This is a genomic window from Alteromonas sp. W12 (assembly GCF_001924945.1).
Classification (GTDB): domain Bacteria; phylum Pseudomonadota; class Gammaproteobacteria; order Enterobacterales; family Alteromonadaceae; genus Alteromonas; species Alteromonas macleodii.
Map to the genome: position 1 here is coordinate 187440 of NZ_LQXH01000011.1, position 26004 is coordinate 213443.

Annotated in this window: 24 protein-coding genes and 1 rRNA gene; 8 read left to right on the forward strand and 17 right to left on the reverse strand. The window is 45.2% G+C overall.

What is annotated here, in order from left to right; all coding sequences use genetic code 11:
- The first annotated feature begins 64 nt into the window (after positions 1 to 64).
- The gene (locus AWH61_RS17565) at positions 65 to 2254 is read left to right on the forward strand and encodes a M3 family metallopeptidase (RefSeq protein WP_039225122.1); all 2190 of its coding nucleotides are present in this window, start codon (positions 65 to 67) and stop codon (positions 2252 to 2254) included.
- A gap of 408 nt (positions 2255 to 2662) precedes the next feature.
- On the forward strand, positions 2663 to 4573 hold the full coding sequence (locus AWH61_RS17570; protein ID WP_061439211.1) for a methyl-accepting chemotaxis protein: 1911 nt from the start codon (positions 2663 to 2665) through the stop codon (positions 4571 to 4573).
- Between the two features lie 60 nt (positions 4574 to 4633).
- Here AWH61_RS17570 and AWH61_RS17575 read toward each other — a convergent pair whose 3' ends face one another.
- Both AWH61_RS17575 and AWH61_RS17580 read right to left on the reverse strand, forming a co-directional pair.
- A complete protein-coding gene (locus AWH61_RS17575; RefSeq protein WP_039231127.1) occupies positions 4634 to 5221 on the reverse strand; it encodes a hypothetical protein in 588 nt (195 codons plus the stop codon).
- Between the two features lie 259 nt (positions 5222 to 5480).
- Positions 5481 to 6332, reverse strand: a complete 852-nt coding sequence (locus AWH61_RS17580) for a hypothetical protein (protein WP_075177786.1) — start codon at positions 6330 to 6332, stop codon at positions 5481 to 5483.
- Positions 6333 to 6542: 210 nt separating this feature from the next.
- Here AWH61_RS17580 and AWH61_RS17585 point away from each other — a divergent pair, with 210 nt between their 5' ends.
- Positions 6543 to 8360, forward strand: coding sequence for a cation:proton antiporter (locus AWH61_RS17585; RefSeq protein WP_014975447.1), 1818 nt, complete (start codon positions 6543 to 6545; stop codon positions 8358 to 8360).
- Between the two features lie 294 nt (positions 8361 to 8654).
- Here the strand turns inward: AWH61_RS17585 and AWH61_RS17590 are convergent, their stop codons facing one another.
- Entirely contained in the window at positions 8655 to 9965 is a 1311-nt protein-coding gene (locus AWH61_RS17590) for a 3-deoxy-D-manno-octulosonic acid transferase (protein ID WP_075177787.1), read from the reverse strand.
- Positions 9966 to 10362: 397 nt separating this feature from the next.
- Between AWH61_RS17590 and AWH61_RS17595 the strand changes: the two genes are divergently transcribed.
- Entirely contained in the window at positions 10363 to 11472 is a 1110-nt protein-coding gene (locus AWH61_RS17595) for a glycosyltransferase family 4 protein (RefSeq protein ID WP_075177788.1), read from the forward strand.
- A gap of 85 nt (positions 11473 to 11557) precedes the next feature.
- Here the strand turns inward: AWH61_RS17595 and rpsQ are convergent, their stop codons facing one another.
- Genes rpsQ through rpsJ form a run of 11 tightly spaced genes read right to left on the reverse strand, consistent with a single transcriptional unit; the run spans position 11558 to position 16495 of the window.
- Positions 11558 to 11815: a 30S ribosomal protein S17 gene (gene rpsQ / locus AWH61_RS17600; protein ID WP_014975444.1), complete on the reverse strand. Its 258-nt coding sequence runs from the start codon at positions 11813 to 11815 to the stop codon at positions 11558 to 11560.
- Positions 11815 to 12006, reverse strand: a complete 192-nt coding sequence (gene rpmC, locus AWH61_RS17605) for a 50S ribosomal protein L29 (protein WP_014947980.1) — start codon at positions 12004 to 12006, stop codon at positions 11815 to 11817. Before rpmC ends, rpsQ begins: the two co-directional genes overlap by 1 nt.
- Positions 12006 to 12416, reverse strand: a complete 411-nt coding sequence (gene rplP / locus AWH61_RS17610; protein ID WP_014947979.1) for a 50S ribosomal protein L16 — start codon at positions 12414 to 12416, stop codon at positions 12006 to 12008. The genes rpmC and rplP overlap by 1 nt, the downstream gene beginning before the upstream one ends.
- 2 nt (positions 12417 to 12418) lie before the next feature.
- Positions 12419 to 13123 (reverse strand): 30S ribosomal protein S3, encoded by a 705-nt coding sequence (rpsC, locus tag AWH61_RS17615; RefSeq protein WP_014947978.1) that lies wholly within the window; start codon positions 13121 to 13123, stop codon positions 12419 to 12421.
- Between the two features lie 9 nt (positions 13124 to 13132).
- Positions 13133 to 13465, reverse strand: coding sequence for a 50S ribosomal protein L22 (gene rplV / locus AWH61_RS17620; protein ID WP_014947977.1), 333 nt, complete (start codon positions 13463 to 13465; stop codon positions 13133 to 13135).
- A gap of 11 nt (positions 13466 to 13476) precedes the next feature.
- A complete protein-coding gene (gene rpsS / locus AWH61_RS17625) occupies positions 13477 to 13752 on the reverse strand; it encodes a 30S ribosomal protein S19 (RefSeq protein ID WP_012516961.1) in 276 nt (91 codons plus the stop codon).
- A gap of 15 nt (positions 13753 to 13767) precedes the next feature.
- Positions 13768 to 14592, reverse strand: a complete 825-nt coding sequence (gene rplB, locus AWH61_RS17630) for a 50S ribosomal protein L2 (RefSeq protein WP_014947976.1) — start codon at positions 14590 to 14592, stop codon at positions 13768 to 13770.
- A gap of 14 nt (positions 14593 to 14606) precedes the next feature.
- Complete coding sequence (gene rplW, locus AWH61_RS17635) at positions 14607 to 14906, reverse strand: 50S ribosomal protein L23 (protein ID WP_012516959.1); 300 nt, start codon at positions 14904 to 14906, stop codon at positions 14607 to 14609.
- Positions 14903 to 15508, reverse strand: a complete 606-nt coding sequence (gene rplD, locus AWH61_RS17640; RefSeq protein WP_012516958.1) for a 50S ribosomal protein L4 — start codon at positions 15506 to 15508, stop codon at positions 14903 to 14905. The genes rplW and rplD overlap by 4 nt, the downstream gene beginning before the upstream one ends.
- An 18-nt stretch (positions 15509 to 15526) precedes the next feature.
- A complete protein-coding gene (gene rplC / locus AWH61_RS17645) occupies positions 15527 to 16165 on the reverse strand; it encodes a 50S ribosomal protein L3 (protein WP_014947975.1) in 639 nt (212 codons plus the stop codon).
- A gap of 18 nt (positions 16166 to 16183) precedes the next feature.
- Positions 16184 to 16495, reverse strand: coding sequence for a 30S ribosomal protein S10 (gene rpsJ / locus AWH61_RS17650; protein ID WP_010179497.1), 312 nt, complete (start codon positions 16493 to 16495; stop codon positions 16184 to 16186).
- A 388-nt stretch (positions 16496 to 16883) separates the two neighbouring features.
- Between rpsJ and AWH61_RS17655 the strand changes: the two genes are divergently transcribed.
- Both AWH61_RS17655 and AWH61_RS17660 read left to right on the forward strand, forming a co-directional pair.
- Positions 16884 to 19142 carry a GspE/PulE family protein gene (locus tag AWH61_RS17655; RefSeq protein ID WP_014947974.1) on the forward strand — a complete coding sequence of 753 codons (2259 nt, stop codon included), beginning with the start codon at positions 16884 to 16886 and terminating at the stop codon, positions 19140 to 19142.
- Between the two features lie 41 nt (positions 19143 to 19183).
- Entirely contained in the window at positions 19184 to 19678 is a 495-nt protein-coding gene (locus tag AWH61_RS17660; protein ID WP_075177789.1) for an SEL1-like repeat protein, read from the forward strand.
- 52 nt (positions 19679 to 19730) lie between these two features.
- Here the strand turns inward: AWH61_RS17660 and acnA are convergent, their stop codons facing one another.
- Entirely contained in the window at positions 19731 to 22448 is a 2718-nt protein-coding gene (gene acnA, locus AWH61_RS17665; protein WP_075177790.1) for an aconitate hydratase AcnA, read from the reverse strand.
- 450 nt (positions 22449 to 22898) lie between these two features.
- Here acnA and AWH61_RS17670 point away from each other — a divergent pair, with 450 nt between their 5' ends.
- Both AWH61_RS17670 and gpmA read left to right on the forward strand, forming a co-directional pair.
- Positions 22899 to 23360 (forward strand): cupin domain-containing protein, encoded by a 462-nt coding sequence (locus AWH61_RS17670; protein WP_039225136.1) that lies wholly within the window; start codon positions 22899 to 22901, stop codon positions 23358 to 23360.
- A 178-nt stretch (positions 23361 to 23538) separates the two neighbouring features.
- Positions 23539 to 24285: a 2,3-diphosphoglycerate-dependent phosphoglycerate mutase gene (gpmA, locus tag AWH61_RS17675; RefSeq protein ID WP_014947970.1), complete on the forward strand. Its 747-nt coding sequence runs from the start codon at positions 23539 to 23541 to the stop codon at positions 24283 to 24285.
- Positions 24286 to 24351: 66 nt separating this feature from the next.
- Here gpmA and AWH61_RS17680 read toward each other — a convergent pair whose 3' ends face one another.
- Positions 24352 to 25353: a branched-chain amino acid aminotransferase gene (locus AWH61_RS17680; RefSeq protein WP_014947969.1), complete on the reverse strand. Its 1002-nt coding sequence runs from the start codon at positions 25351 to 25353 to the stop codon at positions 24352 to 24354.
- A 538-nt stretch (positions 25354 to 25891) separates the two neighbouring features.
- Positions 25892 to 26004, reverse strand: a 5S ribosomal RNA gene (gene rrf, locus AWH61_RS17685); the annotation flags it as partial.

A 26004-nucleotide genomic window follows, 5' to 3' on the forward strand; every position in this document is an offset into this window, starting at 1 on the left:
TTTTACATTATCTTAAGATGGTTTTTGTCATAAAACGTATAGATAAAAACAGACAGGAAAACTCATGGGTAAATTTAAATCATCACTCACCGCTATGGCGGTTGTGGTTGCACTCGGTGCATGTTCAGAACAAAAAGCACCTGAGACCACCAGCACAGATGTACAAAATACAGCGACATCTCAACAAGCACAGTTTGATAACGTGCTGCTTCAAGAGTTTAAAGGCCCGTACGGCGGTGTGCCTGCTTTCGATAAAATGAATTTGGAAGATTTAAAGCCTGCGCTAGAAAAAGCCATGGAACTGAATCTTAAAGAGATCGAAGCCATCGCAAATAACGAAGCGCCACCAACGTTTGAAAACGTCATTGTTGAAATGGAGCGCGCAGGTGCAGAGCTTGGACGCGTATTCACGTATTACGGCATTTGGAGTTCAAACAAGTCTAGCCCTGAATTCCGCGAAATTCAGGCCGAGATGTCACCAAAACTGTCAGCTTTCTTCACTCAAATTACGCAAAATGAAAAACTCTTTGAAAGGGTGAAAACGGTGTACGAGTCTGATGAACTGAAATCGCTCACGCCAGAAGAACAGCGTATTACGTGGATGACTTACAACAGCTTCGCGCGCAACGGTGCAACGTTAGATGGCGAAGCGAAAAAGCGCTATGCTGAAATTAACCAAGAACTTGCTACGCTGCACACCAAGTTTTCTAACAACGTGCTAGCAGACGAAGAAAACTACGTTACTTATATTACTGAAGACCAGCTTGACGGCCTACCCGCTTCGTTTGTAAAGGCAGCTAAAGCGGCAGCAGAGTCTCGCGGCGAAGAAGGTAAGTATGCGATTACCAATACGCGTTCGTCTATGGACCCGTTCTTGACCTACTCAACCAATCGTGAGCTTCGCGAAAAAGTATGGCGTACTTACTACAACCGCGGTGACAATGCCGACGAGTTTGATAACAATGACATTATCAAGCGCATCCTAACCCTTCGAGATGAGCGCGTTGAGCTGTTAGGTTACGAAAATTACGCACAGTGGCGTTTAGAAGATCGTATGGCGAAGAACCCAGAAAACGCCATGGATCTAATGATGAAAGTATGGCCTGCTGCTATTGCTCGCGTTGAAGAAGAAGTGGCCGACATGCAGGCCATTGCCGATGAAGAAGGTGCAGACATTACTATTGCGCCATGGGACTACCGCTTCTATGCAGAAAAAGTGCGCCAAGCGAAGTACGACCTAGATTCAAACGAAGTAAAGCAGTACTTACAGCTTGATAAGCTTCGCGAAGCGATGTTTTACGTTGCAGGTCGCTTGTTCAACTTCAACTTCACACCTGTTGAAGAAGGCAAAGTACCCGTTTTCCACGAAGACGTGAAAGTATGGGAAGTAACTGACAAAGACAGCGGTGAGCATATCGGCCTTTGGTACCTTGACCCATTCTCACGCCAAGGTAAACGCTCTGGTGCTTGGGCAACGACGTATCGCTCTTACACCACGTTCGATGGTAAGAAGACCGTATTGTCTTCAAACAACTCGAACTTCGTGAAAGGTGCTGATGGCGAAGCTACACTTATCTCGTGGGATGATGCTGAAACCTACTTCCATGAATTCGGTCATGCCCTTCACTTCTTAGCGTCTGACGTAGAATACCCGTCTTCGCATTCTGGCGTACGCGATTACACTGAGTTCCAGTCTCAGTTATTAGAGCGCTGGTTGACCACCGATGAGGTAATCAACAACTATCTGGTTCACCATGAAACAGGCGAGCCAATTCCAGCAGAACTAGTTGAGAAGATTAAGAAGGCCTCAACCTTCAATGAAGGCTTCAAAACCACTGAGTACATGGCTTCTGCCATTATGGACCTGAAGTATCATACTACCGATCCTAGCAAGATTGACCCTGATACTTTTGAGCGTGAAGAGCTTAAGAAGCTTGGTATGCCAGAAGAAATCGTTATGCGTCACCGTTCACCTCACTTTGGTCACGTGTTCTCGGGTGAAGGTTATGCTGCGGCCTATTACGGCTACATGTGGGCAGAGGTTCTTACTGCTGACGCAGCAGAAGCCTTTATGGAAGCACCGGGTGGTTTCTACGATAAAGAAGTAGGCGATCGCTTAGTGAAATATCTATTCGCCGTACGTAACGCAATGGATCCAGCTGAAGCATATCGCAAGTTCCGTGGTCGTGACGCCAAGGTAGACGCATTGATGCGTGACCGTGGTTTCCCTATTCCTAAGGAAAGCAAAGAGTAAGTTAACGTCCTTACCCTTCCTAGGACCTGTTGTTATTCGCTGTACATCAAAGAGCAACAGGCCCTAGCTGTGGCTAATTAAATATTTAGCTTCAGTACGCCATTGGCCCTCTTGTTTTCTTCGTAAAGCAGAGGGCTTTTTTACAACTGACGTTTTTGTAAAGCCTCATCTTTCTATTGACCTATTGGTCAATTATGCTTCACAATCTCTTTGCCCTAGCAAAAAGTATAAACTTTGCAGGGAAAAGGTCGATAACTTGTCTGCGCTTAAAAAATAAAAATAGCACTAGCGTAAGAATCAGAGAGTAGTACTGACCCGCCTAGGACTCAGTATCAGACGTTGCTGTGCCTGCAATGCCACGTCACCCTTGATCATAAATTTCAGCATTAACTTACGTGGTCGAAAGTCATGACTTTCAGTATAAAACAAAAACTCATTATTTCTCTTATAGTGGCGGTGCTCGCTGCTGCTATTCTTGTAGGTTCTATTAGCCAATGGATTGCCCGTGATCTCGTTAAAGAGAACATGGAAGAACTTCAGCTTCCTTCATTACTTAAACAGGTTGGTAACCGAGTGGACAGGGAAGCAAGTGTAATGCTTACCGTTGCTCACGGCATTGCTTCTAACCCCGACATTCTTGCCTGGTCGTCGGCAGGCGCAGATAGCGCTGGCGAACGCCGTCTCCTTAGCTATTTAAGTAATATCGTTGAATTTAACGATTTAACGGTAGCCTCATTTGTAGACAGAACCACCTACAAATATTGGAACCAAGATGGTTTCTTGCGGGTGCTACAAAACGATGAATTTGATGGGTGGTTTTTCGCTTACAAAAATAGCGGCGAACCAATTTCACTAAGCCTATACAACGAACCGGGTCAAGGTTACCGACTTTTTGCGAATTACCAGCAAGTAAACGGCAGAGGTATGTCGGGTGTCGCTAAATCGGTCGATGAGCTGCTAGATATCATCAATGCGGTGAAAATTGCGCAAACCGGCTTTGTCTTTCTTGTTGACGGAAACGGCACCATTATCGCGCATCCCAATACCGAGTTATTAGGAAAGGCTAAGTTAGCGTCCATAAGCGATTCAAGCACATCAGGGCAACTACTCAATCGTCAGAGCTTTGCTATGGCCACCAGCGACGCGGCAGGCGACACGCAACTGTTTGCCAGTACCTATGTGGAAAAAGCCGGTTGGTACGTGGTTGCACAAGTACCCGAGCATGAGCTTTACGCATCACTAAATGCAGGCAGTCGCCAGATTATTATTTGGGCTTTGGTGATAGCAGGCGCTTTCGCACTTATTGGTATTTGGCTAGCAGGCACGCTTACCAAACCACTTGAATCACTGGCCGATGTTTTCCAGCAGCTTGGCAGAGGACAAGGCGACTTACGCTCTCGTATTCCTATGCCAGAACAAAAGGAAATTGCCCGATTAGTGGAAGGGTTCAATAACTTTATTGATCACCTTCACGGCACCATTTCGCAAGTGGCGAAAACAAGTCACGCACTAAAGGCATCAGCACAAGATGTTGCGAAGCAGTCTCATCAAACAGAAAACTCTACCAAGAGCCAGCGCGATCAAACCTTGCAGGCGGCAGCCGCGCTAACAGAGATGGGCAGTACGGTAAATGAAGTAGCCCAGTCAGCTACCCATGCTGCGCAAAATGCGAATATGGCTACAACTAATTCCGCTCACGGTCGAGAAATTACCCAACGTGCGGTGCACGCGATAAACGGTCTTTCGGGTCAAATTCAAGATGTGTCTCGGGTTATTCAATCGCTAGATGAACACACCGCAGCCATTGGCGGTATCCTCGATACAATTCGAGGTATTTCAGAGCAAACCAATTTACTTGCGCTAAATGCTGCTATAGAAGCAGCTCGGGCTGGCGATCACGGCCGAGGCTTCTCAGTCGTTGCTGATGAGGTGCGAACACTTGCACAACGTGCCGCTCAAGCGACTGATGAAATACAGGTGAAGATCGATAAGTTCCAGCAAGACTCTAAATCTGCCGTTTCGCAAATGGAGTCAAGTCGCGCACGCACAACCGATGTGGTAACCGCAACCAATGAAATAGACAAACTGCTTCAAGATATCGCCGAAGAGATTGCTCACATTAATGATGTGAACACGCAAGTAGCGACGGCTACGGAAGAGCAAGCTACGGTGGTTGAAGATATCAGTCGAAACATTAATGACATTAGTGCATCAAGTGAAGAAACCCTGAATGCGACTAAGATATTGGTTAGCGTGAGTGACAAGCTCGATGAACTGGCGCAAGAACTCTCGTCAGAAGTGAGCAGATTTAAGCTTTAAGTTTACTTATGTCTTATGAATGACAAAGCGGTGAGATAGCACAATCGTATGCGCCACCATTTAGAAAGTGATGGCGTATTCTACTTTTACTTGATTGTCACGGCTGGAGCGCCATGGCAATTGCATTGATGCTCCTTCACTTTCCCACGATTCTCTCATAGCTCCAACAGTAAGAAGGTGCTTGTCTTCATTGAATGGAATTTCTACGTAAAGGCCTGCTGATGTACTGGTAGGCAGACGAATTGTATCGGCAACCGGAATGCTCATCTCATGACGGGGGCGTACTTTATGGCTTAACCCCAACCGATAATCACCTCTATCCCACCAGCTAACCACTTCAAATTCGTGGCTTCTGACACGCTGAGACATAACACCGTAGTCAAGCAGCCCTTTGTTGTAATGGACAATGGCTTCAACGTTAAACATTGGCGCCAGTTTTTGGCTAAATGCAAGTTGATACTGCTTTTGTTTGCAGCCTTTGAACTTAATTTTGTTTTTAGTGAGAGTTAGGGAAAACGTGTCGTCATTGCTTGAGTATTTGTTGAGCCATTCCTGTGCTTTTTCAACTACGGAAGCATTTGCTGCACCCGCCAATAAAAAACATGGGCAAATACACATTGCTAAAAAGGACTGGTTCAATCGTCTCATTTTTCGCTGCCTCTCAAATTGTGGTTGGCTACAACTTATTTGATCACAATTTCAGTATAGACAGGAAAGTAGGCAGTTGGGTATTAGCCATTTTACTAACATCGACTAAAAGATAACTTTAAAAGAACAACTGCTGACAATGAAAGAGCGCTTATTCACAACCGTGAATAAGCTTGGGGGGATTGGCTGCCAGACTTCAATCAGCTCGCCTTTTTTATGGCGTTGCTCGTTACGGCGTTACCTGTTTTGGCGCTACTTGTTATGGCATTACTCTGGCGCTAGACAATGATGCTTTGCGCCCTTCAGTAGCTTCTTCGCTGAACCAATATGTGCCACTATTATCCACGCATATGCCTTCAACTTGTTTATATTGCTCAAGCGGCCATACATCAAGAAGGGCAAAGTCGCTCGATACTTGAGCCATGAAAGTGGCAAAGTTTCCAAATGGATCTGATTTGTAGCCAGTGATAACAAACCTATTTTGGTGCTGATCGAAGTCTACCCCAGTTACCACGCCCGGCAGTCCATCAATGGACGCAAACGTACTAATGGTTTGCTCAGCTTCGTCTTCGTTCACTTTATAGATATGGGTTATACCTGTTTTCCAACTTTTAGAAAAAAGAAGCAGGTCATCGCCATGCTTAACCATCGCCTCTGAGTCGAAATCATGAGCATAAGGAATGTTATTCGAAGCGTCGTTACCCTCGTATTTCAACGTAATAGAGGTGATGTCATTCACATTTGAGCGGTTTACTTTATGTATTTCGACCTGCTCTCTTTTGCCTTTATTGTTTCCCACATCCGCAATGTAAAACGATGAAGCGTCAGCGGTTATTGCTTCCCAGTCTTTATTGGTGAGCGGTAAGCGCGTTCGTTCAATAATTTCACCCTGGTAATTTATACGATAAATGACAGGAGCATTACCTGAGTCATTTAATGAATACATGCCGTCCGTTTCGCAAAATAGACCCGATGTTTCTGAAAGTTCTTCCGGCAACTCAACGATATTTTCTATTTGTAACTGTGCAGAAGGGATGGGATATTGAACTGCGCATGCCGATGCTAGTACAAGCGATGCTGATAAAGCCGCGAATTTAAAGTGAGTGTTCAATGAAAGGCTCCGAAAAGAACGATAAGTGACGAATAATATCAAACCTACCCACTCTCTAACATGCATTTTAGTGCGCTAAATAAGGTCTATTGGTCTAAACTTTTAGCCCAAGCGTATATCGCTATAAACATAGGTTGGCCTAAAGTCTCTGTATGACAAATGTTTAGGCTGATATACCATGGAATAATATCAACACGTTAAGGACTCACTTTGTCAGACCCGCTTCTTTCACTCGTTGCAGTTGGATTGCTGTCAATTACCTGCCAATACTTAGCCTATAAGGTTAGGCTCCCTGCTATTTTACCGTTGTTAATTGTCGGTATTGTGGTTGGCCCTGTTTTTGGCGTGCTCAACGCGGACGACTTATTCGGTGATTTGCTGTTTCCTGTCGTTTCTCTCTCTGTTGCCATTATTCTTTTTGAAGGGTCACTGACGCTGAAGTTCAGCGACATCGCGGGTCATGGGAACATGGTTCGAAACCTTTGCTCTGTGGGCGTGGTTGTAACCTGGCTTGTCGCAGCCACTGCAGCGCACTACAGTCTTGATCTTACTTGGCAGCTATCCTTCCTATTCGGAGCCATTGTTACCGTAACAGGCCCCACGGTTATAGTACCCATGCTCAGAACCGTGCGTCCGAAAACGAATTTGGCCAATATCTTACGCTGGGAAGGGATTGTTATAGACCCTATCGGCGCTCTGCTCGCCGTACTGGTTTTCGAGTTTATCGTTGCATCGCAAGAAACCGCCATTACCCATACGCTAATAGCGTTTGGCAAAACCATTGGAATTGGCTCCGTACTTGGTCTCGCTTCTGGCTATCTGCTTGGTCTGTCTATTCGCAAAGACTGGATACCGCACTATTTGCTTAACACCGCAGTGTTAACCGTTATTCTGGGTGTGTTTGCAGCGTCTAATTATGTTGCGCACGAGTCTGGCCTTTTGGCCGTTACCATATCTGGTATGGTACTGGCCAATATGAAGGACGTAGACGTTGAAGACATTCTTGAATTTAAAGAAACCCTCAGTGTTTTACTTATTTCAGGCTTATTTATTCTGCTTGCCACGCGTTTGAACTTACAATCGGTAGTGGATGTAGGTTGGGGCTCCGTTGTAGTGCTTGCCGCCATAATGTTTGTGGCTCGGCCTTTGTCCGTATTGGCGTCCTCCGTCGGTACCGGACTCAAGTTAAACGAATTAGCCTTGCTAAGCTGGATTGCACCTCGCGGTATTGTTGCAGCGGCGGTATCAGCCCTTTTCTCTTTAAAGCTTGAAGAAATTGGCTATGAAGGTGCGGGTATCATTGTTCCTATTGTCTTTATGGTGATTATTGCAACAGTAGTGGTACAGAGCCTTACTTCACGCACTGTTGCGTCGCTACTTAAGGTGAGAGCGCCTGCGCCAACTGGCTATCTGATTTTCGGTGGCAGTAAATTCAACCGCGCCTTAGCGACGGAAATGATAAACCAAAAGCTAGACGTTACCATTGCAGATACTAACTGGGACGCAATAAGAGAAGCGCGTATGAAGGATATCCCAGTATATTTTGGCAACCCAATGTCTGACCATGCAGCGCGACATCTTGATCTGAATACATTCGGTACCGTGCTGATTATGTCGCCTTATAAGCAGCTTAACCCACTTATTGCTTATCACTTTGAATACACGATGGGCAAAGACAAAGTATGGGCGCTGACAAATAACGAACAATCTACGCGACCAAGTCACCAAGTTAGCGAACAATACGCGAAAAAACTTACTCTGTTCGATGAAGGCGTTACTTATGGGTATTTAGCATCGGCCATTGCCCGTGACTCAATGGTGAAAACCACCCGTTTATCTGAAGAGTTTACTTACGAGCAGTACATTAAACAGTATGGTGAGCGCGCTACACCTCTCATTGCGATCAACGCTGAAGGTAAGAGCTATACTTTTATCAACGGTAACAGTATTCAGCCTAAAGCAGGATGGCGTGTGATTAGCTTGATTGAACCAGAACGAAAAGAAGAAAAAGTAGAAGTGCAAAAGTAAGAAAACCTCCTGCCCACCGGCAGGAGGTCTCTCCCTGGAAAACGCGCAACGCAGTGCCCTTTTTAAAAGGTGCATATTTATTTGGATTTTACTGTTGTTACGCTGTCGCACACTTTATAGCAAGCAGCGAACCAACTTTAACAATCCTTGCATAATCAAATAGATAGCTAAAAACCAAGTCCCTATTCATTATCTTTTCGCTGTCACAGCGCCTAATTTGGTGCATCAGACGCACAAATGCGGGGTTCCTTTTTTGTTCAATAACAACGAGTTGCTGTTTTTGACTGACGGCATTTAGCGAATACTGCGATGTATACACGCTAGAGTAGAATCTAACGCGCCGCTGTTATCCTGTAGTACCTTTTTACCGGCCATTCCCGCTTTTTCAGCTTTACTGGGTGATTCAAGCCACTCTTGAACCGTTGAAGAAACGCGAGAAGCATCTTCTACAATGCTTAATGCGCCACATTCTTTTAAATAGTCGCAGATAACAGGGTTATTATAGGTGTGTGGCCCCATCATTATTGGCAACGAGAATGCTGCCGGCTCAAGGGCATTATGGCCGCCTCTATCGGCAATAGAGCCGCCAACAAAGGCAAATGTTGCTACCGCATAAGCATGATTTAACTTACCCATTTCATCCAACAGGATAACGTTCACATCGTCTGGAACGTTATCCACCTCTGAACTTTTGACGAAGTTCAAATTATGCCTTTCAAGTAATTTTGCTACGGCTTCAAAACGCTCTGGATGGCGAGGGACAATAATCACCCGTAGTTGAGGGTTCTCGTCCCATAAAACCTTTGCAGATTCAACGATAACGCTCTCTTCAGGTTCGTGCGTGCTGCCTGCAACTAGTATTGGCCTTGTACCCTTAGCTAACCCAAGAAAATGTGCAGAAGAGCTCGCTGTATTTGCGGCTTGATCAAACTTAATATTATTCGTGAGGGTTAGCTTATCTTGCGCAACACCAAGCCATGCATAATTATCATAGTCTCTCTGCCCTTGAGCACATACGTGAGATAGCTTAGCCAACATAGGGTTAAATAGTTGTCCGATTTTTTTATAACGTTTAGCCGAGCGCTCAGTCATGCGAGCATTTATTACCATAACGGGAATATTGCGCTTCCAGCACACGTGAATAAGGTTTGGCCATAGTTCAACTTCTGTAATCATTACTGCTTTGGGCTTAATGCGTTTCAGCATTGAAGACATAGTCAGCGACAAATCATAAGGCAGATAGAAATGGTGAACGGTGTCTTTGAATATATCTCGAACGCGAGCAGAGCCTGTAGACGTGGTTGTAGTTACGGTTATTTGCGCGTCTGGCTCGTGTTGCATTATTCGCTTTATTACGCATGAAGCAGCCACGACTTCCCCCACTGAAACACAGTGAAACAAATAGCCATTCTGCTTGAGCGGCTTTGGGACTATACCAAAACGCTCAAATCTCCCTCGATGTGAGTCATCGCTTGCTTTAGTGGCTTTTATCAATAAATGAATAAATGCGAAGGGAATGGCAATCGCCAATACAAGCGAATATCCCCACCGGCAGAGCGTTTCAAGTAGAGTAGGTTTATAGCCACGTGTATTGGCAACAACCATAAATACATCCTTTTTGATACAGATACTTCGACGGCACGACTACAAGTGATCGACTATCGATGTTGAATTATGCTTTTCAAATACGGTGTGCTGGGCACTGCGAAACACCCACTCCCAGCGGTAAGCAGGTAATTCTAGCTATCTAGTGCCGCAGTTCCCGATAGATTCTTTCGACATTGTAGTGGCTAAATAGCCCGCGTCTAGGGCAAAGCGACCTTATACGTAAGTAAATAGTGTATATGAGAAAGGCAATAATATATTGATCACTCGCTTTATGCGTATAGCGATGTTTAAACAGCAAGATGTAACCACAACCATATAAGAAAAGCCGCAAAAAAACGGTCTTAAAAAAAAAAGCAGCGTATACAGAATATTAAATAAATTTTAAGGAAGGCATTTGAGTATACGCGTTCTTCACATTGAACTTGGCATACATCTTCACGGTGGCGCAGAACAAGTTGCATACCTCATCAATGCGTTAGAGCACCATGATGATATTTCACTTCACTTGGTTTGCGCTGAAGACAGTGAGATTCGTCATACGGCTTTTGGGCATTGTGAAACGCATACCATTAAGTATGCCGGTGAGTCAGACTTCCTATGTGTAAAGCGTTTACTGGAAGTCGTAAATGGGGTTAACCCAGATATTATTCATGTGCACAGCGAACGGGGTTCGGATGTATGGGGTGCCATGCTGGCCAAAATCTCAGGTGTGCCTACGGTTTGCACAAGGCGAATAGATAACCCCGAAACTCACTTTTCATTTTATAAGTACAAACAATTCGATGCAGTTATCAGCGTATCTGAAGGTGTGAGGAAAGTGGTTTCACTACATTGTGAAGGCGTAGAACATCAGCGCGTTATATATCCAGCAGTAGACTTAACAGAGTATTCCCAATGCAAAGATAGCGGTTGGCTGCGACGTACATTCTCTATTCCTGAAGACCATATCGTCATTGCAAACTTCGCTCAGTACATATCTCAAAAAGGGCAAGCGGATATCATTTTGGCTATGCACGATGTATTGAACAAGCATGAAAATGTAACCTGTTTATTGTTTGGCGAGGGAAATCTAAAAGAGAGCTATCAATCACTTATAGAACGCCATAAGCTAGACGAGCATGTGAAGCTTTGCGGTTTTACTAAAGAGGTAGCCAAAATACTCCCTAATGTAGATATTCTGGTTCATCCTTCCTATTCAGAGGGTTTAGGCGATATTTTACTTCAGGCAGGTGCTAATAAATGTGCAGTGTTATCTAGTCCTGTGGGGGGAATACCCGAAGTTATCAAGCATAAGGAGACAGGTGTAATGGTAGCGCCGGGAGATATTGACGGAATTGGGGAGAGCTTAATTAGTCTAATTGAATCACGTGATGAAAGAGCACAATATGGAGAGGCTTTGTATAAGCTTGTCACAAGTAAATTTGGTATAGAAAGGATGTCCAGTGCCTACGCTGATTTATACAAGACGCTAGTCTTCAACTGCGCTGATAATGAACACGCTTAAGCCTATGGAAGCACGTGTAAGAAACTGCAGATACAAAAAAGCCGCTCGAGAGCGGCTTTTTTAAGACTTTGAAAAAAGTTAGCGATTAAACGCCAGCTTTCTCAACAACGTCAACTAGCATCCAAGATTTGCTCTTAGATAGTGGGCGACATTCACGTACTGTTACTACGTCACCTTTATTGCATACGTTGTTTTCGTCGTGGGCGTGAAGCTTAGTAGAGCGCTTGATGAACTTCCCGTAGATTGGGTGCTTAACAAAACGTTCAACTACAACAGTGATAGACTTATCCATCTTGTTGCTAACCACACGACCTTGTACTGTACGAATTTTTTGCTCAGTCATTACGCATCAGCCTTTTGAGTCAGAATGGTTTTAACACGCGCGATGTTACGACGTACTTTTCTCAACTGATCAGTTTTTTCAAGCTGACCTGTTGTGTGCTGCATGCGTAGGTTGAACTGTTCGCGTAGCAGGTTAATCAACTCTGCGTTCAGCTCTTCTACGCTCTTTTCTTTCAGTTCAGTCGCTTTCATTACATCACCGTCCGAGTTACAAAGGTTGTTTTAAATGGCAGTTTAGCCGCTGCCAATTCAAACGCTTCGCGTGCAAGATTTTCAGGAACACCTTCCATCTCGTATAGCACACGACCAGGCTGAATTTGGCATACCCAGTACTCAACGTTACCTTTACCTTTACCTTGACGCACTTCTAGAGGCTTCTCAGTAATTGGCTTGTCAGGGAAAACTCGAATCCAAATTTTACCTTGACGCTTAACGTGACGAGTCATAGCACGACGCGCTGCTTCGATTTGGCGCGCAGTCATTCGACCACGACCAACTGCTTTAAGGCCGTAAGTACCAAAGGCAACAGTATTACCCGCTGCTAAGCCGCGGTTGCGGCCTTTGTGCATCTTACGGAACTTCATGCGTTTTGGTTGTAACATGATTAGCCCTCTCGCTTAGCGTTGCGGCCTTTCTTCTTAGGTTGAGCAGCTGGTGCTTGCTCTTGAGTTGTAGGTAGACCACCTAGAACTTCACCTTTGAAGATCCATACTTTAACGCCGATGATACCGTAAGTAGTTGACGCTTCAGAGGTTGCGTAATCGATATCCGCACGGAAAGTGTGCAGAGGAACGCGACCTTCACGGTACCATTCAGAACGTGCAATCTCTGCTCCGCCCAAACGGCCGCTAACTTCAACTTTGATACCTTTCGCGCCTAGACGCATTGCGTTTTGTACTGCGCGCTTCATAGCACGACGGAACATAACACGACGCTCTAGCTGGCTAGAGATGCTGTCAGCTACTAGCTGGCCATCTAGCTCTGGCTTACGTACTTCAGCTATGTTGATCTGAGCTGGCACGCCGGCTAGCTTAGATACGTAGTTACGCAACTTCTCTACGTCTTCACCTTTCTTACCGATTACAACGCCTGGACGAGCAGTGTGAATAGTCACACGGATGCTCTTAGCAGGACGCTCGATCACGATTTTAGAAAGTGAAGCGTTCTTTAGTTGCTTAGTCAGATACTGACGTACCTGATGATCGTTATACAGGTTGTCTGCATAGTCTGCAGTATTAGCGTACCAGGTAGAAGTCCATGGTTTGCTGATACCCAGGCGTATACCTGTAGGATGTACCTTCTGTCCCATTATCTACTCCTAGTTATCCGCTACAACCACAGTGATGTGACTGCTGCGCTTGAAGATACGATCAGCACGGCCTTTAGCACGTGGCTTGATACGTTTCATAGTTGGACCTTCGTCAACGAAAACTTTAGACACGCGTAATTCGTCGATGTCTGCGCCTTCGTTGTGCTCTGCGTTAGCAATCGCAGATTCCAATACTTTCTTTACTAGCGCTGCGCTTTTCTTCGGGCTGTACGCAAGAAGCTCTAGAGCTTTCTCAACGTGCATTCCGCGAATTTGATCCGCAACCAAGCGTGCCTTTTGAGCCGACGTGCGGGCAAAACGGTGTTTAGCTAATGCTTCCATCTTCCTACCCCTTAACGTTTAGCTTTCTTATCCGCGACATGGCCGCGGTAAGTACGCGTTGGCGCAAATTCGCCCAACTTGTGGCCGACCATTTCGTCACTAATAATGACAGGTACATGTTGGCGACCGTTATGGACCGCAATGGTCAACCCAATCATATCTGGGATGATCATAGAACGACGAGACCAAGTTTTGATTGGTTTACGTTCGTTCTTTTCCACTGCAGCCTCTACCTTCTTCAGCAAGTGAAGGTCAATAAAAGGACCTTTCTTGAGAGAACGTGGCATGGTGAATCCTCGCTATTACTTGTTTCGACGACGTACGATAAGCTTATCAGTACGCTTGTTGCTTCGGGTTTTCTTACCTTTGGTAGGAACACCCCAAGGAGTTACTGGGTGACGACCGCCTGATGTACGACCTTCACCACCACCGTGTGGGTGATCAACCGGGTTCATGGCAACACCACGAACGGTAGGACGAACACCACGCCAGCGTGTAGCACCAGCTTTACCTAGTGAACGAAGCATGTGCTCTGCATTGCCAACTTCACCGATAGTGGCGCGGCAATCAGATAGAACTTTACGCATTTCGCCAGAGCGTAGACGTAGGGTAACGTAGTTTCCGTCACGTGCTAGGATCTGAGCATAAGCACCAGCAGAACGTGCGATTTGCGCACCTTTGCCAGGCTTCATTTCAATTGCGTGTACAACAGTACCTACAGGGATGTTACGCATAGGTAGAGTGTTACCAGACTTGATCGGAGCGTCCGAACCAGACTGGATTGCATCACCTGCTTGCATACCCTTAGGAGCCAGAATGTAACGACGTTCACCGTCTGCGTACAATACTAGTGCAATGTTTGCAGAACGGTTTGGATCGTATTCTAAACGCTCAACTTTAGCTGGAATGCCGTCTTTGTTGCGTTTAAAGTCGATTACACGGTAGTGTTGCTTATGACCACCACCAATGTGACGAGTGGTAATACGACCATTGTTGTTACGACCGCCAGATTTGCTGTTCTTTTCAAGCAAAGGTGCGTACGGTGCACCTTTGTGCAGGTCAGGATTTACGACCTGAACAACGTGACGACGACCGGCAGAAGTTGGCTTAGCTTTCAATAATGGCATTTCTAATCCCCTTCTTACTCAGCACCACCGACAAAGTCGATGTCCTGACCTTCTTTAAGAACCACGTAGGCCTTTTTCCAGTCGCTGCGCTTACCGAAAGACATGCCGTGACGCTTGGTTTTACCCTTAACGTTCACAGTACGAACACCTTCAACTTCAACTTCAAACAGTTTTTCAACTGCAGCTTTGATTTCGGCTTTGTTCGCGTCTTTAGCTACTTTAAATACAACTGTGTTGTTCGCTTCAGCAGCCATTGTAGACTTTTCTGAAACGTGAGGTGCTACTAGCACCTTCAGTAGACGTTCTTCTTTCATGCTAACGCCTCCTCAAGTTGTTTAACCGCATCAGCAGTCATTAGCACTTTTTCAAATGCAATCAAGCTCACTGGGTCGATGCCTGCTACGTCACGTACGTCAACTTTGTACAAGTTGCGCGCCGCTAGGAACAAGTTCTCATCAACTTCAGGAGTAACGATTAGAACGTCATTTAGTTCATATTCGTTAAGTGCAGAAATAAGAGCTTTAGTCTTAGGTGCGTCAACACCGAACTTCTCTACAACAACCAAACGGTCTTGACGGATTAGTTCAGACAGGATGCTCTTGATCGCACCGCGATACATTTTCTTGTTAACTTTTTGGTCAAAGTCACGAGGCTTTGCTGCGAAAGCACGGCCACCGCCAACCCAAATTGGGCTACGGATTGTACCAGCACGAGCACGGCCAGTACCTTTTTGACGCCATGGCTTCTTACCGCCACCACGAACTTCAGCGCGAGTTTTCTGCGCTTTTGTACCCTGACGAGCACCTGCACCGTAAGCTACAACTACCTGGTGTACCAGGGCTTCGTTGAATTCACGTCCAAAGGTCGCTTCGGATACTTCAAGAGCGCTTTGCGCGTCTTTCAATGTTAATTCCATCAGTTCACTCCCCAGACGTTACGCTTTAACAGCTGGCTTTACGATTACATCGTTGCCAGTTGCGCCAGGTACGGCACCTTTAACTAGGATAAGGCCGTTCTCTACGTCAACACGTACAACTTCCAAAGACTGAGTAGTCACTTGCTTGTTACCAAGCTGACCAGCCATTTTCTTGCCTTTGAATACTTTACCTGGTGATTGGTTTTGACCAATTGAACCAGGAGCACGGTGTGACAAAGAGTTACCGTGTGTCATACGCTGAGAACTGAAGTTCCAGCGCTTGATAGCACCTTGGAAACCTTTACCTTTTGATGTACCAGTTACATCAATTTTCTTAGTGTCGTTAAAGATTTCAACAGTGATTTCACTGCCTACTTCAATATCGGCACCTTCGTTTTCTTCTAGGCGGAATTCTACTAGAGTGCGTCCAGCTTCAACACCAGCTTTAGCAAAGTGACCTGCTTCAGCTTTGTTGATGCGGTTAGCTTTCTTAGTTCCAGCAGTAACCTGAAGAGCGCGATAACCGTCAGTTTCCTCAGTACGAAGCTGAGTAACGCGGTTTGGGGTCGCTTCAATAACAGTCACAGGGATAGACGTACCATCTTCAGTGAAGATGCGAGTCATACCCACTTTACGACCGACTAGACCAATCGCCATTGTTATAACCCTCTCTTATTAGCCCAGGCTGATTTGAACATCAACGCCAGCAGCCAAGTCCAAACGCATCAACGCGTCAACTGTTTTATCAGTTGGCTCGATGATGTCTACCAAACGCTTGTGAGTACGGATTTCATATTGATCACGCGCGTCTTTGTTAACGTGCGGAGAAATCAGAACTGTATAGCGTTCTTTGCGAGTAGGTAGAGGAATAGGACCACTTACCTGAGCACCAGTGCGTTTCGCAGTTTCAACGATTTCAGCCGTAGACTGATCGATCAACTTGTGATCAAACGCTTTCAAACGAATGCGAATTCTTTGATTTGGCATCGATTAAGCTCCAATCGAAAGAACAAAAAAATTCACCCTTTCTCTTCCATTTATTCCGGAAAGAAAGGATGTGCGTAAACCGATGGTTCCCAATCGGAACCCTGTTCTTTTTTCTAGCACGCCAGCAACAGGCTAATCAGTGATGATGAATCCGTTACTTCGGCAACCACCCTAAAAGCAGTGAGGTCGCGGCTAAAAATTACGTGCCCTAATTGGGCAGTGGGCGCGAATTATACAGAAAGGCAGAAGCAATGCAAGAGGCAGTTTGCTTTTTATACACATATTTTTACGCTATACCAGTGTATGTAACTGTCTATAAGTAGTATTGTTGCTTTCGTGGTATAGGTATATCTTGTTACCCTAGCTTAACAGGCTCTTGTAACGCCAAATGCATAAAGGACTAGGCGCCAACATTATTAGTAGTGAGAATATGGAAGTAGTGAATAACCAGCAAACTTTTGCACAAATAAAACGCATTCTAAATAACCACTCCACGTTACTGGATGCATATGGTTTATTAGAGCCAATTATCCTCGGTTTGTTTGATGCCCAGCGTATGAGTATTTTTCAACGTCGACGTCAGCATCAAGATTTGGTCGCGAGATTTAAAACGGGTAAAGAGACGCTGGAAATAAAAGTGCCAATTAGCCCAATGTCGATTGCTGGTTATGTTGCCCTATCACAAAAGGCTGTGGTTATTGACGACCCGTATAATCCTGCACTACTTCAAAGCATTCACCCTCGCCTGCGCTTCGCCGACAAGTTCGACAAAGACAATGACTTTAAAACCCAGAACATTTTATGCGTACCTATAATGAATGCGGGCGTGTTGATGGGTGTTATCCAAATCATCAACAAAGTCAGTGGTGGTTTTACTGAAGAAGATTTAAAGCTAGGCAATGCCCTTGCACTTATTCTTGGCGACAAGTTCAGATTTGAACTGGGCGGCACAAACAACCCTTTCGATCTACTAGTTCACAAAAGCTTATTAGACGAAGCTACATTAAACGATATTCAAAGTTCTACTCCAGACATTCGCGCTCTTATACAGCGTCTTGTGTCGGAACACCGCATCTCTGAAGAAGAAATTGGCAACTCGCTTTCTATTCACTATCAGGTGCCCTTCATTCCTTATTTACCTGATAAGTATCACAGGTTCGAAAATGAAAGCCGTCTGAATGTTTCTTATTTAAAAAGGAACTATGTGGCTGTCATTGCCGATGCCCATGACAAGCCCATAGTATTAATGGCTGAACCTAATAATGCGGCGCTACTTATGGAAATAGAGAGCGCCATGGGTATTGATAGCTACGAGATAGCTGTCAGCCTACCAAGCTTAATTCTTCAATACCTGGGTGAAAATAGCGGTGGCGGTGGCCCCGGCGAGATGAGTGATATTCTCGACGAGATTGGTACATCAACTGAAGATAACGACGACCAGGTCGATGAACTTTCTGACGACGCCCCTGCTGTGGTGCGCTTAGTAAGCCGTATTCTGCACGATGCAAAGAGACTCAACGCGTCAGATATTCATATAGACCCAGAGAAAAACGCGCCCACTCGCGTACGTATGCGCGTGGACGGTGTGTGCCGCGACATGAACCAAGTGCCTAATTCGCATCACAGTGCGGTTATTGCACGCATAAAGATAATGTCGAATTTGAACATTGCCGAAAAACGCGTACCTCAGGATGGCAAACTCGCGTTTAGAATGAATGGTCAACTTGTTGAAGTTCGTGTTGCCACCATTCCTACGGTTGCCGGTGAAGGTGTGGTTATGCGTATTCTGGCATCTGGCGGTGCGATGCCTATTGATAAGATGAACTTGGCACCGAACAACCGTGCGCGTTTAGAAGAAATGATTAAGAAGCCTCACGGCATTCTTCTCGTTGTTGGGCCAACGGGTTCAGGTAAAACCACCACGCTTCACGCTATATTGGGATATTTAAACACGCCTGAAAAGAAGATTTGGACAGCCGAGGACCCGGTGGAAATCACACAACCCGGCCTACAACAGGTACAAGTAAGCCCCAAGATTGGCTTCAACTTTGCTGCTGCCCTGCGCGCATTCTTACGCGCTGACCCTGACATTATTCTTATTGGTGAGATGCGTGATAAAGAAACCGCGCATGCAGGTATTGAAGCCTCGTTAACAGGTCACTTAGTACTGTCTACACTGCATACTAACTCAGCCCCTGAAACGATTACCCGTTTACTTGATTTGGGTCTCGACCCTGTGAACTTCTCAGATGCCTGCGTGGGTATACTGGCTCAACGTCTTATTCGAACGCTATGTAGTAACTGCAAAGAAAAGTACATCGCCACTGAAACCGATATGGCCTTTATTGAGCGCCAGTATGGTCATGCGCACATGGCGGAGCTGAATATTCAAACGCCACTAGAGCTTTACCGTGCTAAAGGCTGCGAAGAATGTGGAAACACAGGTTACAAAGGTAGAACAGGTGTACACGAACTACTAGGTATGACGCCAGAGCTTCGGTCCATGGTGTACAAAGAAGCCAGCGTCGCCGATATGAAGTCTCAGGCTGCTGCTGATGGCATGCGCACCCTCGTTCAAGACGCAATTTTCAAAGTGCTTAAAGGCGACACCGACCTTGCACAAGTTCAAATTATCGGTGGTGATTAATCTTCAATTTACGTTTTCAATAATATTAGAGAAAGGAAGCAATGAAACTAAAACAAGCTGTTTTTTTGATGATATCGATTAGCGCGTTTTCGACAACACTTCAAGCAAGGGATAGAACCATTGAAGATATGTGGAAAGATGATTATTTAGCGATAGTTAAAGATGGTGTTAGAGCCCTAAAAGATGAGGATTTCGACACAGCGTTAAGCAAGTTGACTGAATCAGCACATACAGGAAATAAAGAAGCTCAGTACTACCTAGCACAAATGTATCTGTATGGGTGGGGAATGGAGCCCGATTACCAAAAAGGTTGGGTTTGGCTTAATGTGGCGCTTGAGCAAAAGCGACGCAAATGGGAACAAACTTACAGAGAGATCGACAGTGCACTCCCCGAAGATTTTAAGTCTGCTATGCAGCCAACAGTCGATGAATACGTTAGCCTGTATGGTGCCGAGGCCAAAGATCTTAAGTGCTTTCGCTACAAAGAAATTGGTTCGAATATAAAAGAAATTATCTGCGAAAAGCGCTACTACTAACTCGCAAATAAAAGGCAAGGGATTGATCCCTTGCCCTCGATGGCTATCGTACTTACTTCTTCAAGTACTCTCTAATCACATAATGCAGAATGCCGCCGTTTTCAAAGTAAGTGAACTCGTTTGATGTATCAATTCTGATATCCATCATAAACGTTGTTGTTTTCCCTTCATCCGACTCGGCTTTAACTTCAACCTCGGTCTGCCCACGTTCAACAGCGTTAATAGAAAAAGACTCATTGCCTTTAAGCTCCAAAGAACTCGCGCTGTCACCTGACTTAAATTGGAGCGGTAAAATTCCCATCCCAATGAGGTTCGAGCGGTGAATTCTCTCGTAGCTCTCAGCTAGTACTGCTTTTACACCCATTAAAGAAGGACCTTTAGCAGCCCAATCTCGACTCGAGCCAGTTCCGTACTCTTTTCCACCAATGACAATGGCTGGTACGCCGTCATCTTTGTAACGCATAGCAGCATGGAAAATAGACATACCATCGCCACTTGGGAAGTGTGTGGTAGCACTGCCTCTTGTGCCGGGTGCTAATTGGTTTTGAAGACGAACGTTAGCGAACGTACCTCTCATCATAACTTCGTGGTTACCACGACGCGACCCGTAAGAGTTAAAGTCTTTAGGCTCAACCCCTTGGGCCTGCAGGTACTCTCCGGCTGGGCTATCTTCTGCGATGGCGCCGGCTGGAGAAATATGGTCGGTAGTAATCGAATCGCCCACCTTAACCAAGCATCGTGCGTTTTCAATTGCAGTTAGAGCCTCTGGCTCTTTACCCATTACTTCAAAGAAAGGTGGATGCTTAATGTAGGTTGATTCTGGCCAGTCGTAGACCGATGTTTTACTCACCTGCAGCTCATTCCATTCGCCGCTTCCTTTAAATACATCTGCATACTTTTCCTTAAACAAATCACCGGTGACGTTTTCAGCTATATATTGCTGAATTTCGTCTTCGGTAGGCCAGATGTCTTTTAGATATACCGGAGAACCATCACTCGCCTGCCCCAACGGCTCTTTAGTGATATCTACATTCATGTTTCCAGCCAACGCGTATGCAACAACCAGTGGTGGTGATGCAAGGTAGTTTGCAGCCACATCGGGATGGATACGCCCTTCAAAGTTGCGGTTACCAGATAAAACCGAGGTAACCGTAAGTTTCGCTTTTCTTATGGCGTCGGTAATGGCATCAGGTAGCGGTCCAGAGTTACCAATACAGGTTGTACAACCGTAGCCAACCAAGTTAAAGCCTAGTGCTTCAAGCGGGTCCATAAGACCAGCATCTTCTAAATACTGAGTAACAACCTGCGAACCAGGTGCTAGTGAAGTTTTAACCCACGGCTTACGGGCTAGCCCTTTTTCTGCTGCTTTCTTCGCAAGTAAGCCTGCGCCAACGAGCACTGATGGATTTGACGTATTAGTACAGCTGGTGATAGCAGCTATTACAATAGCGCCATCTTCAAGGTTGAACTTGCTTCCTCTGAACTCCACGAACGAGTCGTGTTCTTCGTCCACCTCGTCTGTTGTACCTAACCCCGCTTCTGCGATGAGATCGGTTTCTTCATCAAGCACTTTCACGTCAATTTGCGAACGATGCCACTCATTAAATGCCTCTGCTGCATTATCGAGGGCAATTCTATCTTGAGGACGCTTGGGTCCAGCAAGTGAAGGAACCACTTCATCTAAGTTAAGTTCCAGGGTCTCATGATACTGGGCATCTTTTGAGTGGTCGTCGTGCCATAGGTGGCTGAATTTCGCATATTCCTCTACAAGGGCAATTTGATCTTCATCTCGGCCGGTGAGTCGCAGGTAATCTAGCGCAACATCATCAATAGGGAAAATACCGCAAGTAGCACCATATTCAGGCGCCATGTTTGCGATGGTGGCGCGGTCTGCCGTAGTAAGATGCTTAAGACCCGGTCCATAGAATTCTACAAACTTTCCAACAACGCCATGTTCACGTAGTTGTTGTGTGATAGTTAGCACCATGTCGGTGGCAGTTACGCCAGCAGGCAATTTACCTGAAAGCCTGAAGCCAACCACTTTTGGTAATAACATTGTTACTGGTTGACCCAGCATCGCCGCTTCTGCTTCAATGCCTCCCACACCCCAGCCTAGTACGCCAAGGCCATTAATCATCGTGGTATGCGAATCTGTTCCTACTAGGGTATCTGGGTAAACCAACGTTTCCCCATCCTGTTCCTTAGTAAACGCGCAACGAGCAAGATACTCTAGGTTAACCTGATGCACGATACCGCGACCAGGGGGAACCACTTTGAAATTGTCAAAGCTAGACTGACCCCATTTTAGAAATTGATAACGCTCTCTATTTCGCTGAATTTCAATGTCGGTATTCTTTTCAAGCGCATCGTCTTCAGCAAAATGATCTACCATTACTGAGTGGTCAATAACCAGCTCTACTGGATTGAGGGGATTAATCGCCTGAGCGTCGCCACCTAAACGATTAACCGCATCGCGCATGGCTGCTAAATCAACAATAGCAGGCACACCCGTAAAATCTTGGAGGATGACGCGTGCGGGAACAAAAGACACTTCGTGATCAACGTGATTATCTGTGTCCCACTTTGCTACTTGCTCAATATCGTTGCTGTTAACAAACTCTTGGTCTTCATGACGAATCAGGTTTTCCAAAAGAATTTTGATACAAAACGGAAGCCTGTCGAGCGCATATTTACTGCCTATACCGTCAAAATTAACCGCCTTGAAGTTTTTGCCGTTAACTTCAAGCTGCGAAAAAGACTTATATGTCATACGCTCACCATCCTTCTTTGCCTGTTCGTGAATATTGTGTACGTTTCAATTTTGCCAACGCTAGAAACGAGCAACGTGTTTTTCGTCGCCTTATTTTCCAATTTGTACGGCCTAAACATGAAAAAAAGTTCACCTACTCTTAGTAATGGCATCGCTTTTTTAGCTATTTCTCATTATTGGTTTAAACAGATGGATTATGAAGAAGCGCTGTAACAGTTGGAAAAAGCTGACTGGGGCAGATAGCGCTTATTGGTAAGAAAACTTCTCATATGCACAGAGTACTTGCTGATTAAGATGGTTTACAAATATGCAACATTTCTGTTTTCTTATAACGCACCAAACGGTATGCTTAAAAGAAGGTTAAACATTAAATGTCTTAATACATGCTTAGGAAAGCTTTGAGATATACAAGCATTAGTAGTAAGCAATAAAAATAATAACGAAGTTATCATGACACACCCGCTAGTTAAGAAGTACAACCTTGCACCTCACCCCGAGGGAGGTTTCTATCGTCAAGTTTTCCGTTCTGAAAACGAAACTAAATCGTTTGTGCACAATGCTAGTCGACCCGCGCTTACTCATATTTATTTTCTTCTATTAAAGGGACAAGTTAGTCGTTTTCATCGCGTGTTACATGATGAAGTGTGGAATCACTACGAAGGGGCTCCACTACAACTGTTTCAACTTGAAAAACAACAGTTGTGGGAACGTCGCATTGGTGGGCAAAGCACTGACTATGTAGAAGTTGTTAAAGCAGGGAATTTTCAGGCAGCCGCAACGATGGGTGATTACTCACTTGTTGGTTGTACAGTAGCACCTGGCTTCGACTTCGAAGACTTTAGCTTTATTGAAGAGCCATCAATGAAAGAGTGGATAAAAGTTGCTCATCCAGACCTTACCCGTTTTATATAATATATTCCCAAGTTATAGTGATAAACACACGTCTTACCTGCGATTTTGTACCAGCATAAACTGGATTTTTAAGCGCCAATCAAGGATGATAGCAGCAGATTTTTAAATATACGTCTGAACGTCCAATTTCTGGAATTATCTCAGACTATTTCACTCTAACGCCGCAGGTAACCCAACTATGTATAAATTGGTACTTATTCGTCATGGAGAAAGTCAGTGGAACTTGGAAAACCGTTTCACAGGCTGGCACGACGTTGACTTGACCGACACTGGTGTAGCACAAGCAAAGACCGCAGGTCAGCTTCTTAAAGATGCTGGATTTACATTTGATCAGGCTTATACGTCTGTACTTCTTCGCGCAATTAAAACACTTAATATTGCACTTGAAGAGATGGGTCAGCACTACCTTCCAGTTGAGCGTCACTGGCGTCTGAACGAGCGTCACTACGGTGCGTTAACAGGTCTAGACAAAGCAGAGACTGCCGCTAAGCATGGTGAAGAACAGGTTAAAATCTGGCGTCGTAGCTTCGACATCCCACCTCCGGCAGTTGAAGATGACAGCGAGCACTTCCCAGGTCACGATCCACGTTACAACAATGTAGATGCTGACATCCTGCCACGTGGTGAAAGTCTAAAACTAACTATCGAACGTGTACTACCATACTGGCACGACGTTATTCGTCCAGACATCCAAGCAGGCAAGCGCGTAATTATTGCTGCGCACGGCAACAGTCTTCGTGCTCTTGTTAAGTACCTTGATGGTATGTCAGACGAAGAAGTGTTGGGCCTAAACATTCCTACAGGTGTACCGCTAGTATACGAACTAGATGAAAACCTTAAGCCAATCTCTAAAGAATATCTTGGCGATGCTGACGCTATCAAAGCAATGATGGATGCAGTCGCTAAGCAAGGCAAAGCGAAGTAATCGAGTGCCTTTTTAGAAACGAAAAAGCCTGCGTTCGCAGGCTTTTTTAATGGGTGTCTGATTAGACTAGTTTGGCACTTTCACCAACCAATTGTGAGTGTCTTCGGCCTTACCCCATTGGATATCATTTAACGCTTGTCTTAGCTTCATCGTTACAGGGCCAGCTTCACCGTTACCCACCTGATACTCTTTATCATTGTGAATAAAAGTACCTACCGGCGTAAGTACAGCCGCTGTACCAGACAGTGCTGCTTCAGTATTCGGTTTGGCTGAACGCTCTAGTAGTTCGTCTACAGTAATATCACGCTCACTCACCTTCATGCCGTGATCTTTGGCAATTTGAAGAATCGTTGCTCGGGTCACACCGTGTAGGAAGCTAGAATCTAACCCTTTAGTAATGATTTCATCACCATCGATAAGCAGGAAGTTAGCAGCTCCGGTTTCTTGTACATCGCCATTAGGGCAAAACAGAATTTGATCAGCCTGAACTTCTGCACGCGCTTTAAGAATAGGAGGCAACGCACTGGCGTAGTTACCACCGCTTTTTACCATTCCCATGTGCGGTGCACAGCGCATGCCTGTTTCGTCTAGCAACAAGCGAAGTGGCTTCAAACCGCCAGCAAAGTAATCACCAACCGGCGATAATAGAACGTATAGCATAGAACTTGCCGATGGCGCTGCTGCTTTACCGATAGACGCTTCCGTTCCGATATGCGTAGGGCGGATATACATAGAACCTGGAGGCTCTGGAACCTCAGAGGCGTATTTTGCAACAATATCGATGATCATCTTTTCGACTTGCGCTTTGTCTATTTCAGGCAAGTTAAGTAGACGGCTACTTTGAGCAAAGCGCTCAATATTCTTATCCATTCTGAAAATGTTGATACTGCCATCTTCGTGCTTAAATGCTTTCAATCCTTCAAAGCATGTACTTGAGTAATGAAGCACGTGTGCACCAGGGTGCAGCTGAATACTATCTGCACTGACAAATTCGGTGTCAGTCCACTTATCGTTGACAAAGGTAGCAAGTGCCATTTGTGGCATGAATACTGTACCGAATACGGCCATTAGTTTGTCCTATTTACTTCGACTAGAAAAATACTCGACAGAGTTTACCAAAAAACGCTCACTTTGCTAAAAGTAAGTCTGATCTATTAAGGCTTTTATCGAATAAGAATGTCTTCAAATACTGACAACACAAAAATAATGGGGTCAGAGTATATTTCAAAGATTGGGGTCATCGTACTTTTTAAAAGATAACGTTTTAAAGTACTCTGACCCTACATTCGTATTTCCAACGCTTGGACCTAAACTACAGTCTGTACCTATCTACCTTATTTTCAAACTGCCTGTTACATGCCCTAGAGAGTTAAAGAGCTCGAATTATTGAGTTAGCCAACAATAATGGGGTCGGAGTACATTTCTCTGATTTAGCGGCACTGGGGGGTAAAAGAATGACTATGTTCTGATGTTTAAAGCAATAAAGTACTCTGACCCCAATTTGAGGTGTTGTTGCAGGGAATGGGGATTAATGTACTCTGACCCCATTATTTTTCTTTCTTCCAAACGCAATAAACCCGCCGTTAGGCGGGTTTCTTTAATTGGGACCTGGCAGTGTCCTACTCTCACATGGGGAAGCCCCACACTACCATCGGCGCTAATACGTTTCACTTCTGAGTTCGGAATGGAGTCAGGTGGTACCGTATCGCTATGGCTGCC